The 16,441-nt window shown below is 66.3% G+C and carries 5 protein-coding genes; all 5 read right to left on the reverse strand.

Going from position 1 to position 16,441, the window contains the following annotated elements:
• Positions 1-406 precede the first annotated feature (406 nt).
• The 5 genes from AB4Z51_RS04730 to AB4Z51_RS04750 all read right to left on the reverse strand — a co-directional run bounded on the left by AB4Z51_RS04730 (position 407) and on the right by AB4Z51_RS04750 (position 16,148).
• On the reverse strand, positions 407-1,069 hold the full coding sequence (locus tag AB4Z51_RS04730; RefSeq protein WP_028150089.1) for a LuxR C-terminal-related transcriptional regulator: 663 nt from the start codon (positions 1,067-1,069) through the stop codon (positions 407-409).
• 308 nt (positions 1,070-1,377) lie between these two features.
• Positions 1,378-2,733, reverse strand: coding sequence for an HlyD family type I secretion periplasmic adaptor subunit (locus AB4Z51_RS04735; RefSeq protein WP_135215654.1), 1,356 nt, complete (start codon positions 2,731-2,733; stop codon positions 1,378-1,380).
• 9 nt (positions 2,734-2,742) lie between these two features.
• Complete coding sequence (locus AB4Z51_RS04740) at positions 2,743-5,307, reverse strand: calcium-binding protein (protein WP_441497107.1); 2,565 nt, start codon at positions 5,305-5,307, stop codon at positions 2,743-2,745.
• Positions 5,304-7,061: a type I secretion system permease/ATPase gene (locus AB4Z51_RS04745; RefSeq protein WP_135215656.1), complete on the reverse strand. Its 1,758-nt coding sequence runs from the start codon at positions 7,059-7,061 to the stop codon at positions 5,304-5,306. Before AB4Z51_RS04745 ends, AB4Z51_RS04740 begins: the two co-directional genes overlap by 4 nt.
• Positions 7,062-7,145: 84 nt before the next feature.
• The gene (locus AB4Z51_RS04750) at positions 7,146-16,148 is read right to left on the reverse strand and encodes a peroxidase family protein (protein WP_167768165.1); all 9,003 of its coding nucleotides are present in this window, start codon (positions 16,146-16,148) and stop codon (positions 7,146-7,148) included.
• Between the last annotated feature and the right edge of the window lie 293 nt (positions 16,149-16,441).

The raw sequence follows: 16,441 nt of genomic DNA on the forward strand, positions 1-16,441 counted from the left end.
AGCATCAGCGGTCCAACGGCCGCTTCCGAGACGGTACGAGTGCTGAAGTCTAACCAACTGGCCTTCGACAAGCCGTAAGACGTCGGAGAAAGGCTTCCACCGCTTCCTGTCGTTCATTCTCGCCATCGCGTTCCGGCCGCTACCGATCGCGTATTCCAAAAGGCGCATGATACTCCGAAAAAACACGATGCCCGACCGCGGGACGTATTGAGGTTACCGCAAACCAATCCCGAAATAGCCGCCCTGCCCGGTTCGCTTGCTCGTCGGCCACGCCAGCATGAAGGCGTGTCGCTGGAGTCGTCGGCTCCGGCATGCGCACAGAAAACGACATTGAAGTCGGATACGAACAGGATTCGGGCGAAGGACTAAACCGGCCGGGCGGGCAGCGCGAATCCCTTTTCCTGTTTCAGGCGTCGAGCGACTGGAGTCGGTACTCGGACATCCTCTGGGCGGCGATGATGACCTCGACCCTGTTCCTGGCTTGCATCTTCTGCATCAGCTCGGTCATGTAGTGCTTGACCGTCTTCTCGGTGATGCGAAGCGTCGCGGCGATTTCCTTGTTGGTCATGCCACGCAGCAGCAGCCGGACAATCTGCCCCTCCCGCTGACTGAGCTTGATGGCCTCGGCGACGCGGTGGCGGACGTCGGTGTTGCGGAGCGCGTCGATCACCCGGACCGCAAAGCCCTGGGTAATATAGGTCTCATCCTTCAGCACGGCCCGGACGGCGGCCATCAACTCGTCGGCCGAGGAGCGCTTGAGGACGTAGCCGTGAGCGCCGGCGTCGAGCGCCCGGACGGCATGGTCGACGCCGTGCTGGGAGGTGTAGGCGACGATCTTGATCGCAGGCAGGACGTTGCGGATCGTGCGGATGGCGTCGTAGGTCTCGTCGGGGACGGAGGGGCTCAGAATCATCAGCCTGGGGACATGGAAACGGGCCAGCCGGATCATGTCGGCGGCGGTGGCGCCGAAGGCGACGATCTTGAAATCGGTCGGCGTAGAAAGAAAGGTCGTGAGGGCCGTCATCATCAAAGGCTGGTCCTCGACAATCGCGATCGAAATATCGCTCATCAAACCCACCCTAAAAAGGCATCATGAATAGTTCCGCCTCCGGGAAACGGCGGTCCAAGACATTGACGAGGAAAGCAAAACCCCCGGACCCGAAAGAAAACAGCAAGTCGCAAAGTTCGTCCCGGGAAATTCCGACGGTGTGGCAAGATGCCCGGGCTGCGGCGCTAGGCCGGAAACCACCGCCGAAACTGCCGCCGATTCGCGGCTTTCGACGCCACCCTTACCCGGAAGGGTTACCGCAAAAACTCCGGCGGCCACCTCGGCCGTCGATGCCGTCGTCGGTGTGTCGGCGGGAGAATGCGTCATGCTCAGCGCTCCCGAAAGGCGCGTGTCATCTGGTCGATGACGGGCTTGGCCAGATAGGAGGCCGCGGTGCGCTCCTGGGTCGAGACGAAGACCTCCGCCGGCATGCCGGGAACGAGCTTCAGTCCCTTGTGCTGGATCAGGTCCACCTCGGCCGGAAGCAGGCGGACGTGGGCGATGTAGTGCTCCTGGCCGTTGGACGGATCCCGGGCCGAGGCCGGCGACACCATCGCGACCTTGCCCTTCAGCTCCGGCGTGGTGGCGCGGTTGAAGGCGGAGAGGCGGATGCGCGCCGGCTGTCCAACCCTCACCTGGTCGATGTCGGCCGGCGAGATGCGAATCTCGAACTTGAGGTCGGCGTTCTCCGGCACCACGGTGGCGATCTTGGCCGCCGGGGTGATGACGCCGCCCACCGTGTAGGCAAACAGTTCGTTGATGTAGCCGGACGCCGGGGAACGTATCTCGGTGCGCGACAGCCGGTCCTCGACGGCGAGCTTGCGCTCCTGAAGCTCGGCGATGCGCGCCTCCACTGTGCGCAGGTCCTTCTGGGCCTCGGTCGAGGCGTTCTGGTCCACGGCGATGATCTGCACGCGGATCTCGCTGGTCCTCACCTTGGCGCGGGCGATGCTCGCCTGGATCTCGCCCTGCTCGCCCATGATGCGGGCGTAGTCGCGCTGGGAGGTATAGACGCGCTGGTACTCGACGATCTTGCGCTCGAACAGCGACTGCAGCTTCTCGCGCTCGGCACCGACGAGCTTACCTTCCTCCTCCTTGGCGGCGAGGCGGGCCGCCATGCCCCTGATCTCCTCGCCGGTTTGGGCGATGCTGAGCTCAAGCTGTTCCTTCTGGCTGTCGCGCGCGGTCTTGTTGCCGGCGAACAGACGGGCCTCGCCGTGGATCACCGATCCGGCGGTCGAAGGGAATAACGCGTGCATGTCGCCGGGAAACTCGACGGACGTCAGGTTGTCGCGTTCGGCCACCAGGCGGGCACGGCGCCCGAGCGCCTCGACCAGCTGCGCGCGCACGATCAGATGCTCGGCCTTGATCTGGACGTCATCGAGGGTCGCCAGCACCTGGCCTTCGCGAACCTGGTCGCCCTGGCGCACCGACAGTGTCTTGACGATGCCGCCGTCGCGGTGCTGCACCTCCTTGAGGTTCTGGTCGACCTTGACCGTTCCGGCGGCGACCACCGCGCCCTCCAACATCGCCCAGGCGGCCCAGCCGCCGCAACCGGCGACCAGTAGCGCGCTCAGCACGAGGCCGGCGACGATGCGCGGCCACAGCCGCAACGGCCGTTCGCGGGGCGCGTCGATAGCCGGAGGCTCCAAGCGGGCGAATTCAGATGCAGCGACATGCTTCATGGCTTCACCTCAGGAATGAATCGACGAGAATTGCAGATGGTGGTGACCGGCGACTTCGATCGTCATGCCGTCTGCGTCGTCGTTGCCGTAATCGACGTCGATGGCGGTGTACTTGCCCTCGGCGAGTTCCTCGAAGCGGAAGCGCACTTGGCGATTGTGGCCGCCGTGGTTCTCGTCGAGGTAGATCTGTTCAAACAGGTCAGCGACTTGCTCCTCGGCGTCGCAGCCTTCCTTGATCGTAATCTGATAGGTCGCGGCCACGATCTTGTCGCCGATTGTGAAGTCGGTGATCTTCTTGACCACGTCCTGCTGCTGAGCGCCGTCATCACCGCGCTGGAACTGAAAGCAGTCATCGCCGGCGCCGCCGGTCAGGACCACCGCGCCGCCGCCGACGATGATCACGTCGTCACCGGAGCCCGCGATGATCACCTCGAAGCCATCGATCAGGTCCTTGCCGATCTCACGTCCCATGGCGGTGCCGCTGCGCAGATCGATGGTGACGGTGACGGTGGTCGCCGAATAGTCGAGGGTGTCCTGACCCGAATTGCCATCATAGGCGTCGTCGGTGCCGTCGGCCGACGCCAGCACGACGTCGTCGCCGCTGCCGCCGTCCACCTTGTCGGCTCCGCCGCCGTCGGCGATGATGTCGTTGCCGGCCCCGCCGGCGAGAGTGTCGGCTCCCGCACTCCCCGTCAGGACGTCGTCGCCCGCGCCGCCGACGACAATCTCGAACTCTGCGATCGCGTCCTCTCCGATGTCCTCACCGAAGGCTCGGCCCGAGGCGAGATTCACGGCGATCTTCTTGACGGCCGAGGAATAGTCGAGGGTGTCGGTCCCGGCTCCGCCGTCGAGGCTGTCGTCCGCGGCATCGGCCACAGCGAGAACCAGATCGTTTCCGGCCTCTCCGGCGACCGTGTCAGATCCGCCGCCGTCCGAGATCGTGTCGTTGCCGGTCCCGCCGGTCAGCGTGTCGTCGCCGGCGCCCCCGGCCACGACGTCGTTTCCGCCGCCGCCGTCGATCGAGGCCGAAGCCGATCCAGCGGCCGTGAGGGTATCGTCGCCCGCGCCGCCGATAACGATCTCGAACTCCGCGATCGCGTCGTTGCCGATGTCGGCGCCGGAGGCGGTACCCGAGCCCAGATCCACCCCGATCGAACGCGTAGCCGACGAATAGTCCAGCGTGTCTACGCCGGCGCCGCCAGCGAAGCCGTCGTCCGCGGCATCGGCGGCCGCCATTACGATATCGTTGCCCGCGCCGCCGGTGACGACGTCGTTTCCGCCACCGTCGGCGATGATGTCGTTGCCGCTCCCGCCGGACATCCGGTCGGCGCCCTCGCCGCCGTCGAGATGGTCGTGGCCGTCGCCGCCCTCAAGGGTGTCGTCGCCGGCTCCCGCCAGCAAAATGTCGCGGCCCGCGCCGCCGTCGAGGTGGTCGTCTCCCTCCTCACCCAGCAGGGTGTCGTCGCCTTCGTCGCCCCACAGACGGTCGTCGCCGGTGCCGCCGAACACCACGTCGTTGCCCGTGCCCGCGAACACGGTGTCGTTGCCGTCGCCCGCATAGACCACGTCGTGGCCCGCGCCCGCCAAAATGTGGTCGTCGCCGGCCCCACCCGAGATCCGGTCGTTGCCGCCTCTGGCGTCGATGTTGTCGTCTCCGCCGAGTCCCGCGATGGTTTCGGCGCACTGGGTGCCGAGCAGGATGTCGTCGCTCTCGGTCCCGACGATGGGCGGCGCCTCAACCACATTGAAGTAGGCTGTCTGCATGACGATGTGGGAGCCGTCGCTGATCGCGTAGGTCAGCTTGACCTCGCCGAGCATGCTCGGTGCGCGGTCGAATTCCCAGCCGTCCTCGGTGCGGACCAGAGAGCCGGAGGAGGAGAAGATGCCGACCACGGTCAGATTGTCGCCGTCCGCATCTGTGGCGCCGGCCAGCAGCGCCGCCATCGATATCGCCAGCCCATGGCAGGCCACCACGTCAGGAAGATGCACCGCGCCCGAGACGCGGGGCGCGCGGTTGCGGTGATCCGGCGCCGGCGGGTCGCGCGGTCTGTCGCCGCCGCCACCTCCTCCGCCTCCGCCGCCACCTCCTCCACCACCGCCACCGCCAGCCGCGGGGTCCTCCTGGCGAGGCCGGTGGTTGTCGTTGGCGACCTTCGGACTCGCGCCGGACCCCTTGTTGTTCAGCTCGGGCTTGTCGGTGCGCGCCCGGGCGCTGAAATCGGTCGCACCGCCGCCTACGGCGCGCTCCTCCTCGGCGTGCGCGACGATCCTGCCCTCCTCGGTCCAGCCCGACGACCGGGGCGGCTCAGGCTGCTCCTCCGCGGGTTCCTCGGCCGCCGCGAGCGCGTCCTCCTTCAGGTTCTCCTCCTCGCCCGAGCCGCGGACCTTTTCATGGTCCTCGCTGGCCCCCAGCTTCATTGGCAGGAAGCTCTTGAGGTAGGCTGTGCAGGATCCGACGATGAGCAAGAAGATCAGCGGCACGAAGCGGCGGCTGCGATCCTGCTTCTCTTCGTAGTCCTCGCGGCCGGGGGCAGTCTCGACGGTGGACTTGCGGGTGGCCTGGACGTTGATCATGCAGGCCTCCGCATTTGGGCTTCTACGGGAATCGTGCCGGCCGGGGTTGGCGCGGAAGGCTGCAGGACAGGAGTCATGATGTCCTGCTTCTTGCCGAAGGCGACCATGCGGCCGGCCTGGACGATGGCGACGAGATCGACCGCCACCAGCGCGCTCGGGCGGTGCGCGATCACGATGGCGATGCCGCCGCGAGCGCGGATGCCCTCGATCGCCGCGGTGAGCGCCGCCTCACCCTCGCCGTCGAGATTGGAGTTGGGCTCGTCCATCACCACCATGAAGGGATTGCCGTAAAGCGCGCGCGCCAGCGCGATGCGCTGGCGTTGACCTGCGGAAAGCGCGCAGCCCTGCGGCCCCAACCTGGTGCGATAGCCCTCCGGCAGCCTGACGATCATCTCGTGGACGCCGGCCGCCTTGGCAGCCTCGATCACCTTGCGGGAGTCGGGCTGGCGCTCGAGGCGACAGATGTTCTCCTCCATGGTGGTGTCCATCAGCGCGACCTCCTGGGGGAGATAGCCGATGTGCCTGCCGAGGTCGTCCTCGCGCCACTGGGTCAGGTCGGCGCCGTCGAGCCGCACGCTGCCGCGCAGCGCCGGCCAGATGCCGGTCAGCGCGCGCACCAGCGTGGTCTTGCCGCCGGCGCTGGGGCCGATGATGCCGAGCGCCTGGCCGGCCTCGAGCTCGAAGGCGACTTCGCTCAGCACCACCTGTCCGGTCCCGGGGACCGCCACGGTGATCTTCTCGACGGAGAGGCGGGCGGTCGGGTCGGGTAGCCGCATCGGCTCGTCGGCGGAGGCGAGCGCGATGACGGTGTCGCGCAGCCGTTGGTAGGCCATCCGCGCGGCGATGAAGGCCTTCCAGTTGCCGATCGCGAGATCGACGGGGGCCAGCGCGCGCGCCGAGGCGACCGAGACCGCGATGATGGCGCCAGCCGAAAGCTCACCTTTGATGGTGAGGTAGGCGCCGAGCCCCAACAGGGCCGACTGCAGCACCATGCGTAGCACACGCGAAACCGCGGCGAATCCGCCGGTGATGTCGTTGGCCCTCGTCTGCAGATCGAGATGCTCGGCATTGGCCTCGTTGAAGCGGACGACGGCGCGGCCTGCGAAGCCCATCGCCTTGAGCACCTCGGCGTTGCGCGCGTTGCAGTCGGCGATGCCGTTGCGTTCCGTCGCCGCCTTGCGCGTGGACACGATGAGACGGCGGGTCATGACTTCGCTGACCACGGTGAGCACGACGAGGACGAGCGCGCCCGCGAAGGTCAACGCGCCGAGCATCGGATGAAGGAAGTAGATGAAGGCCAGATAGATCGGCATCCAGGGCAGGTCGAACAACGCCGAGGGGCCCTGGCTGCCGAGGAAGCCACGGACGGTGTCGACGTCCCGCCCGCGCTCCAGCGCTTCGGAGGTGGAGAAGCCGAAACGCGGCATGTCGATGGCGACGCGATGCGCCAGCGGCGCGATCTTGCGGTCGATCCGGGCGCCAACCCGCACCAGCACCTGGGAGCGGACGACGTCGAAGGCACCCTGGAATAGATAGAGCCCGATCGCGAGCACCGAGAGCATCACCAGGGTGGGGATGCTGCCGCTGGTCAGCGCGCGGTCGTAGATCTGCATCATGTAGACGGAGCCGGTGAGCGCCAGCACGTTGATCATGCCGGAGACCACGAACAGAAACAGGACGATGCTGCGGAAGCCCCTTGTCAGCTCGGCCAGGCGCCGGCGCTTCGCGGGTGTGAGCTCTTTCGGTTTAGCCATTTGTTTGGATGCCCTCAGGTGCGAGGAACGGAGATCTGGCCGGAACGGAAAGATGGTCTCCCGTTCCGGCATAGGGTCGTGAGGCTAGAGCGTGACGTTGGAGCCGAGGTTCTGGTGGCCCGCGATCTCGATCTTGAAGTCGGCGGCGGCGTTGCCGTCGACGTTGCCCTGGATGACGGTGAATTCCTGACCGTTGTGAGTCTCGTAGCTCACCGCGAGCTGCCCGGCCGCGGTGAACGCGGCATCGGAAACCAGTGTGAAGCTCTGGTTGCCGTCGACGGCGTAGTTCGCGTCGATGCCGCTGAGGTCGATGCGGTCTCCCGGCTCGAAGCCGACGATGGTGTCGCCCTTGGCCGCTTCCACCGAGCTGAAGCGGAAGGTGTCGTCGCCGAGCCCTCCTTTCATCACGTTGGCGGCGGTGCCGGCGACGATGACGTCGTTGCCGGAGCCGGTGGTGACATTCTCGATGCCCCACAGCGTGTCGTTGCCGGTCTGCGAGCTCGAGGCGCTGCCGTTCGCGAGCGGGCCGGAACCCAGGTTGACGGTGACGGCCGTGCTCGCCGCTGACATGTCGAGCGTGTCGGTGCCCGACCCACCGGCGCCTTCGTCGCCGAAATAGGCGTCGTTGCCATCGCCAATCTCGGCCACGATCAGGTCGTTGCCGGCCCCGCCGAACACGGTGTCGTCGCCCGCACCGGCGTTGATCAGGTCGTCGCCCTGATCGCCGAAGATGCGGTCCGCCCCGGCATCGCCGTAGACGATGTCCGCGTCGGCTCCGGCGAACACGTGGTCGTCGCCCGCGCCAGCGAAGATCACGTCCCGGCCAGCACCGCCGTTGACGAAGTCGGCCCCCTCGCCGGCCGAGATCGCATCGGCGCCAGCATGGCCGACGGCGATGTCGTCTCCTGCGAAGGCGACGATGCTGTCGTCGCCGGGTGTGCCGACCAGCGTATCGGACTGCGCCGTGCCGTTCCGGACCACGCCGTCGGTTGCGGTCTCGGTCTCTTCTTCGTCGTCACCGCCCGCCGTTGGCGCCTCGTCATCCTCGTTCGGCGTTTCGGTTTCTTCCTCGTCGTCCTCGTCCGGCTCATTGGGTTCGAACTGGGGCGGCACCATGCCCGAGAAGGTGACCGAATGGGTTCCGTTCGAGATGGTCTTGGTGCCGTCCTGGTTCTCGACCAGGTGGTAGGTCGCCGGATCCGCCCCTTCCGGAAGCTCGATCACGTCCTCGGCCTGGAGGGCGCCGATGATGGTGTCGTTGCCGCCGTTGGACTTGAACACGATGCGATGGGCCGAGGTGAGGGCCGAAATGTCGATCGTGTCGTCGCCCTCGTCGCTATCGATCGTGATGGTGTTGAGGCGCAGGCTGGTCGCGGTGAAGTCGCCGACGACCGTGAACGTATCGCCTGCTCCCGCGCCGCCCGTCGCTCCAGTCGGTTCGATGCCGTTGATGCGGATCTCCTCGATCTCGCTCAGTTCCGCGATCACGTTGGCGAAGGCCGAACCGCCTCTTGTGACGACGATTTCCGGCGTACGCCCGCCGAAGCTCGCGATGTCGTTGCCGGCAACGGCATCCCAGGCGGCCAACGTATAGATCGTGTAGGCCTCGCTGGAGGTGTTGCCATTGATGACGAAGGTGTCGCCCGCGGTGCCTTCGGTGCCGCCATTGACGATGTCGCGGCCATCGGTCGGGACCGCCGTCGCATTGGCGTTCCAGACAATGGTGTCGTCTCCCGCACCGCCGTTGACCGTGTCTGCCCCGGCGTTGAGGCCCGGCGCGGTGACGTTGACCGTGAAATTGTCGACGTAGAAGTTGTCGCCATTGTCCCAGTTGTTGCCGTCGCCGGTAGTCCGGAAGCGGATGGCCGAGTTCGAGCCGATCTGGGCGGGCGTCAGGGCGGCGCTGAAGTTGAAGGTGCCGTTGGCACCGCCTCCCAGCGTTCCGCCGGTCAAGACCTCCCAGGCGTTGGTGTTGACATTCCGTGCCTCGACGATGACGGTCTGGCCGCCGTTGAGATTGTCGTCCTCGTAGGTGAACGACACCGTCGCCGCGGTCGCGCCGGCGAGGTTGACGGCGCGCTCGATCGTCTCGCCGCCATCGACGCCCTGATTGAACTGAAGGCGGCCGCCGGTGATCGAGATGTCGCCTGCTGTCGGGCTGGTCGTCTCGCCGCCGCCTTCAGTCCAGTTTCCCGTGAACGCGAGCGTGCCGTTGCTGTTCGAATACGACGCGGCTCCGAAGCTGTCGACGTAAGCGCCGTTGTTGCTGCCGGTGCCACCGGTCAACGTGTCGTTGCCGTCGTCGCCGTTGAGGGTATCCGCGCCCTCGCCGCCGAGGATGACATCGTCGCCACCGCCGCCGCTCAGCGTATCGTTGCCGCCGAGGCCGTCGATGAGGTTGGCACCGCCGTTGCCGGTGATGACGTCGGCGTTGGCGCTCGCCGTGCCGAACGGCGCCGGCGCGGCCTGCGCAAGGACGTAGTCGGACGCGTCGATCGCGGCCGTCGTCGTGTTGTTGACCTGGATGGTGCCGATCGTCGCCAGGGACGCATCCCTGACCGTGAGCACGGTATTGGCGCCCACCTGGGTCTCGACAACACGCGTCGCCAGGTTGGCGGCCGTGATGCCGAGGGCGCTGAGGTTGATCAGGTCCTGGCCCCCGGCCGCGGTCGAGTCGAAGCCGGTGATGGTATCGGCACCGAACCCGGCGGCGTTGTAGACCACCACGTCGTTGCCATCGCTGACGTCGATGGTGTCGCTGCCGGCGCCGCCGATAATGGTGTCGGTATCGCCGCCGGTGCCTCCGCTCAGCGTATCGTCGCCAGTACCGCCGTCGACCAGGTCGGTACCGTTGCCGGCATCGATGGTGTCGTTGCCGCCACCGCCGAAGATCTGGTTGTTGGCGCCGTTGCCGGCGATGGTGTTGGCCTGCGCGTTGCCATTGCCGTTGATGGCGTCGCCTCCGGTCAGCGTCAGGTTCTCGACTTCGGCCCCGACTGTGTATGAGACCGAGGACTGCACCGTGTCGGTGCCGCCGGCCGCAAGTTCGGTCACCACGTCGGCGGCATCGTCGACGACGTAGATGTCGTTGTCGGCGCCGCCGGCCATGACGTCGGCCCCGGCTCCGCCGTTGAGGGTGTCGGCCCCGAGCCCACCTGTCAGCGTGTCGACGTCGTCGCCGCCGTTGAGGGTATCGTTGCCGTCGCCGCCGTCGAGCGTATCGTTGCCCAGACCGCCGTTCAGGGTGTCGTTGCCCGCCAGACCGCTCAGCGTGTCGGCCAGATCGCCGCCGGTGATGACGTTGTTGCCGGCGTTGCCGGTGCCGATGAACTGGTCGGCGTCGACGCCGCGGTAGGTGAGGTTCTCGACGTTGGCCATGTTCGCGATGGAAAGCTCGGCCAGGAAGGTCTCGACGGTGTCGGTGCCCTCGTCCTGGGCCTCGATCGCGACATCGAGCAGATCGTCGATGCCGTAGGTGTCGTTGCCCGCACCGCCGACCATCGTGTCGGCGCCGACGGCGCCTTCGAAGTCGTCACCAGCGAGGTTCAGCCGGGCGTCGAGATCGTCGTTGCCCGCACCGCCGACCAGGAGGTCGTCGCCGAGCCCGCCGACGAGGTCGTCGTTGCCGGTGCCGCCGAAGATCAGGTCGTTGAGGCCGCCGCCAGTGATCTCGTCGTCGACGCCCTGCTCGCCCACCACGAAGTTGGCCTGAGTGTTGGTCACCGCATTCAGCGACATGTCGACGTCGCCGCCTGCCCGGTCGGCCGGATCGGAGCGGCTGATGAAGTAATCCTCCGCGCCGAGCGCATAGCCGGCGAAAGTCGCGCCGTTGAAGTTGATGCGTTCGACGCCGGTCTGCGCGTTGTTGCCGGTGAAGTGGCCTGCCACCGTGATGGACTGGGCGACGGAGCCCGTAGGCCCGGTCGGTAGGCTGTAATTGATGACCAGGTCGCCGGTCTGGGTCGCGGTGCTGCTGTCGAAGGCGTCCAACGCGGTGATCGTCGGTACCGGAAGCAGGGTCACCGGGTCGATGATGGGCTGACCGGACGCGTCGACCGCGTTCGGAGCCTGGATCGAGATGCGGTCGGCGGTGCCGCCGCTGGCGGCATTGACAGCTTCGTTGATGAGGTCGTTGCCGTCGCCGAGCCCGAACGCGTAGGTGTCGTTGCCGAGACCGCCGTTGAGGGTGTCAACGCCGCCGTTGATGCCGGCTCTGACGATCGTGATCGTCAGGTTATCGACGTAGAAATTGTCACCGTTGTCCCAGTTGTTGCCGTCGCCGGTTGTCCGGAAGCGGATTCCCGAGTTCGCGCCGATCTGGGCGGCGGTCAGCGTCGCGCTGAAATTGCCGTTGCCTGTCGCGGTGGTGCTGCCGAGCGTGCCGAGAACCTCCCAGGTGCCGCTGCCGCTGTTGCGGGCCTCGACGATGACACTCTGGCCCACGCCGAGATTGTCATCCTCGTAGCTGAAGGACAGCGTTGCGGCCGTAGCCCCCGCCAGGTTCATCGAGCGTTCGATGGTTTCGCCGCCATCGACGGTCTCGTTGAAACGAAGGCGATTGCCATCGATTTCGATGTCGCCGCTCGTGGCGCTGTTGTTGTCGTTTTCCGTCCAGTTTCCGGCGAAGTTTGCAGCATTACCATCGTTGCCGGAATAGCCGCCCGAATTGAAGTTGTCGGCAATCGTTCCCGTCGCAGAACCCGGACCGCCGACCAGGATGTCGTTGCCGCCGAGACCGTTGAGCACGTCGGCTCCGGCAAGGCCGACGATGATGTCGTCGGTCGCCGAACCGTTCAGCACGGGACGGTTGTCGGACGGCGGGCCCTGCGGGGCGAGGCCATTGTCGCTGAACGGGGTGCCTACGACGATACCGAGAGTGCCGTCGGAAAACTGCAACCTCTCCATGTTGCGCAGCAGGTCGGTGCCATCGAGCGGATCGAGGCCGCCGGTGTTGGAGACCACGAGGGTGCCGTCGGCGCGCGCCGAGAACGAATAGTTGGCGCGGACGTCGGAGTAGACTGCGGTGTCGATGTCCGATGCCGCCGCGCCGTCGGAGACGATGTCGCGGACGATCTTGAGCTGGCCAGGATTGATCTGACCCGAGAACACTTTCTGGACCAGAGTCGTCATGCTGTCGTGGAACTCGAGCACGGTGTTGCCGACCGGGCCGTTCTCGTCGAAGTCGGACATCACCGCGATGCGCACCCGCAGCCATCGGTCGCCGTCGAGGATATCGTCGCCGCCGCGGCCTTCGATGAGGTCGCTGCCGGCACCGCCGAGCAGGATGTTGCCGCCGACGAAGCTGCCGTTGGCATCGAACGAGGCCGGTCCCGCGCCGGCGAGAAGCGCCTGCAGGCCCGTGATGAGGGCGATGCCCTCGGCATCCAGGGCACTGCCGCGGAAGCCTTCGGTCGGCACGAGGTCGGCGGTGACGTCGGAACCGCGGATGACGTCATTGTGGGCCGATCCGGACGCGCCTTCGACCTGGGTGAAACTGTCGAGCGCCGCGTTGCCCGGAAGCACCGGCAGACCGGGCAGGATCACCCGGTTGAGGTCGACGTCGACCGCCAGATTCATGTTGGCGTAGGTCGTCCAGTCGTAGCCGGACATGCCGTCGAACTTGCCGCGACCAAGGCTGCCGAACCAGATATCGTCGCCGCCTTCGCCAATGAATTCGTCGAAGCCGCCGTCCCCGTGGAACACGTCGTGGCCCTTGACGGCATCGAGCTGGAACTGGTCGTCGAAATTGTCGCCGACCGCGCCGGTCCAGGCGCCGATCTCGATCCAGTCGTCACCTTCGCCGCCAAGCGTCTGCTCGGTGGTCTTGCTGCCGAGAACGAAGTCGTTGCCGACCCCGCCGAAGGCCTCATCGAGACTGTCGGCGCCGAGCACGATGAAGTCATTGCCCTCGTCGGCGACGATCAGGTCGACGCCCTGGCCGGCGTTGACCGCGTCGTGGCCGCGGCCGGTGCGCATGATGTCGTCGCCGAACTGGTCGGTGATGATGTCGTCACCGTCGCCGCCGATGTACTGGTCGTTGCCGGCGCCGCCCTCCATGCGGTCGTTGCCGGCGTCGCCATAGAGGGTATCGTCACCCTCGCTGGCGATCAGCGTGTCGGCCTGGTCGGTACCGCCCAACAGGACGTGGTCGGCGCCGGTATAGCGCAGGTAGTTCGCTTCGGCTCCATCGGTCGCCGGGTTGTCGCGCAGGACCAGCGGGGTCAGGATCGTGCCACCGGTCGGATCGGCCGAATCGAGCCCCGGATTCCACTGCCGGGTCTGGTCGACTTCGAGGATGAGGCCGGGCGTGGAGAACACGTCCGAAGGCAGATGGCCGGCGTCGGCATTGAGGCCGATTACCTTGGCGAAGGTGTTGTTCTCCATCTCGGACAACAGATGCAGCCCGTCGAGCCGCTGCAGGTAGTAGAAGCGGTCGCCGTCCTGCAGCTTTTCGAGCTGAACCTCGAACACGAAGTTGAAGGTGGAGCCCAGCATGCCGCCGAACGGCATGACCTTCTCGGCGAGACCGCCGATCCAGAGATCGACGTTCTCGAGGCCGCCCAGCGAGCCGCCGGCGTAGATGCCGGTCGCGTTGAGGAAGGCTATGCGGTCGGCATTGAATGCCGCGAGCTCGGCCGGGTCGGTCGGAACGACGACGTCGCCGAAGCTGGTGCCGAAGATCAGCGCCATGGCCGCGTCGCGCTTGCCTTCGACCGTCGTCTCACCGGTGATCAGCGTGTGCGTTCCATAGGCGGCGACGAAGTTGATGATCGAAGCCTCGTTTTTGAGGTGGCTCGCGAAGTCGACCCAGCTCGCGTAGGGCCGCAGCTCTTCGGCGTGGCTGCTGGCCTCGAAGAAGTCGCGGCGCGCAACGTTCAATGACGGCACGCCTGCATCGCGTCCTCGCGCAAGGTTGATGGTAGCCAGATCGAGCGGCAACCCGAGCAGATTGTTGCGCAGCGCGCTCGTGACGAACTCATCGATCTCGTTGCCGACCTGCCGCGTCATGCCGCGGATGATGTTGCCGGCGGCGACGCTGTCCGCGACGGTGTGGCCCGAGTCGAATTCGATCGGGTTGAGGAAGGCCTCGATGAGCCCGATCTGGTCGTTAGTGAAGGTCGGGTCGAGCCGGTCGATCGTCTCGGTCAGCATTGAGTGGCCGAAGCGGTAGACCACGTGCGCGAATTCGGCGACAATGCTCGGATTGATGTCGGCGTGGTATCCGTCCGGCACGACGAAGAAGTCGATGTTGGGCTGCACCTTGCGGGCGAAGTCCTCGAAGACGAGATGTTGGTATTGCATCTCGGTGCCGAACTTGGCGGCCTGGAACAGGCGTTCGCCATCCCAGACGAGGGCGGCGATCTGAGAGGGCGTCGTCGGCAGTGCGGCGAGGTCGACGGCCAGCCATTCGTTGAGGAAGGCCAGGTCGTTCGAGGCCAGGACGATCTCTTTGGTGTGCTCGACCAGCCGGTTGTGCTCGGAGTGGAAGATGTGGTGGACCGCGGTCAGGCCGATGTTCTCGTTGGCGCGGCCGTCGCCGGCGATGAAGTGGGCGTCCAGCAGTTCGTTGTCGTAGACCGCCGGGTTGTTGCCGGGGTTGAGCAGCCCGATTTCAATGTCGCCGTCGGCGATGCCGTTCGGCACGGCATCGTGCGCGATATCGGCAAGGAAGGCGGCGTTGATACGGATCGCGGTGGCGACGCTGACCGGCACCGTCGAGGTGCCGGAGATGACGATGTCGTCCGCAGTGTTCGGAATGCCGTCGGCGCCGACGCCGGTGATCACCTGGGCGAAGCCCGCGGCATTCGGAATGAAGTTGCCGTACGGGTCGGTGCGAAGCAGCGGCACCGCGCCGACGTCCTGGTCGGTCAGGAGGATGCCGAGCATCCTGGCCTGTTCCTTGACCTCGCCCCAGGTGGCCATGCCGCCCGGCTGGTCTCCGCCGCCCTCGATCAGCTTGCCGGTAGCGTGCGGGACGCCGTTGGCGTCGAGCGCATACTGGCGCAGGAAAACCTGGTGGGAGGCATGCGACGTATAGGTCTGGTTCTGGTCGACAAACGGCGTCGTGGTGTTGACGGGACGCACGTCGTCGGCCGTCCCCATGACGCCGTCGGCGCCCGGGCTGACGGTGGCGCGGGTCAGGACCATGAAGTTGGTCGGGCTACCCGGCACGTACAGCGGATCGTCCGGCTGGAGCGGAACGAACACGGTGCCGCTGCCGCCCTTGTTGACGAGATCCAGACCGTGATCGAAGAACTGGCCGAACAGAGTGAACCAGGAGTTGAACGGGGCCGACAGGCCGACGTCCGGAGAGACGTTGACGACCTGGACGTTGTCGCCGTCCATTGTGATCCCGAACGGCTCGAGGCCCGCATCGCGGACCGCGCGCGCCACCGCCAGATCGTTGAGCACGTTGTTGTGCGCCGCCGTGGCCGCCGCGAAGGCGTCGATCGCCGCCTGTTCGGCCGCGCCGGGAACGGTGGACTCGTCGCCGTCGCTCAGCTGGTTCGCCGCCGCCTTGGCGTTCTGCATCACCACGCGGGCCTGATACTCGGCGTCGAGCGCGGGTTTGAAGGCGTTGTAGATATCTTGCACGAGGGCGACGTTAGCCAACGTGGCCTCGACGATCCCGCCGGACTGCAGGCCCTTCATGATCGCCGCCGGGTTGGCGAGCGTCTGATCGACGATCAGGTTAGAGATGGTGCGCAGGCTCGAATCGAACACCATCGAACCCGGGTTGTTGGACGGCGCGTAAGACGTCGGCACGGCGGGCGCGCCCGGCGGCAGGAAATTGCCCGGTACGTTTTCCGCGGGCCTGAAGGTCGGATCCAGCAGTTCGGGGAACGGCATGTCCGCGGCGCCCCACTTCTCCTGGCCGGGCAGCAGGTTGTTGTTCTGTCCGTCGACGGTACGAAGGCCGATGCTGAGGTTGTAGGATGGGACGGAGCCGACCTGGCCGGCCAGACCGGCTCCGTAGAGCGGCGCGGCGTTCGGGTCGAGCGGATTGACGATATAGGCGGCGTGCTTCTCCGCGACCTTGATCTGCGCGAGAATGAAATCCAGATCGCTCCTGATGTATGCAACCATGGCGGCCTCACCTGTTGTGGCGCACGGTCCGCCGCGGCGGCCGAGCTGTTGAAATTTTTGCGAGCCGTCCGCGTCGGATGGCTCCTATGGGCTCAGGTTAGATTTTTCTGTGAACAACGGGACAGGGTACAAGGTCCAACGACCTCGTGGGACCGAGGTCTGGCGCTTCGGCCGACCATGGTCGTAGGACCTTGGTCCGATCGTCGGACGACCATCCTCGCTTCGCCAGCGCCTCGGCGCGGCGGGTGAAGCAGTGTTTTCCGGATGTTTTCGGGAGACTTGGCCGCGCCCGA

Origin of the sequence: Bradyrhizobium sp. 2TAF36, assembly GCF_052114925.1 — a bacterium.
GTDB classification, from domain to species: domain Bacteria; phylum Pseudomonadota; class Alphaproteobacteria; order Rhizobiales; family Xanthobacteraceae; genus Bradyrhizobium; species Bradyrhizobium barranii.

Coding starts and splice junctions, on each gene's coding strand:
- AB4Z51_RS04730 (WP_028150089.1), bottom strand. CDS start 1,069: ATGAGCGATATTTCGATCGCGATTGTCGAGGACCAGCCTTTGATGATG.
- AB4Z51_RS04735 (WP_135215654.1), bottom strand. CDS start 2,733: ATGAAGCATGTCGCTGCATCTGAATTCGCCCGCTTGGAGCCTCCGGCT.
- AB4Z51_RS04740 (WP_441497107.1), bottom strand. CDS start 5,307: ATGATCAACGTCCAGGCCACCCGCAAGTCCACCGTCGAGACTGCCCCC.
- AB4Z51_RS04745 (WP_135215656.1), bottom strand. CDS start 7,061: ATGGCTAAACCGAAAGAGCTCACACCCGCGAAGCGCCGGCGCCTGGCC.
- AB4Z51_RS04750 (WP_167768165.1), bottom strand. CDS start 16,148: ATGGTTGCATACATCAGGAGCGATCTGGATTTCATTCTCGCGCAGATC.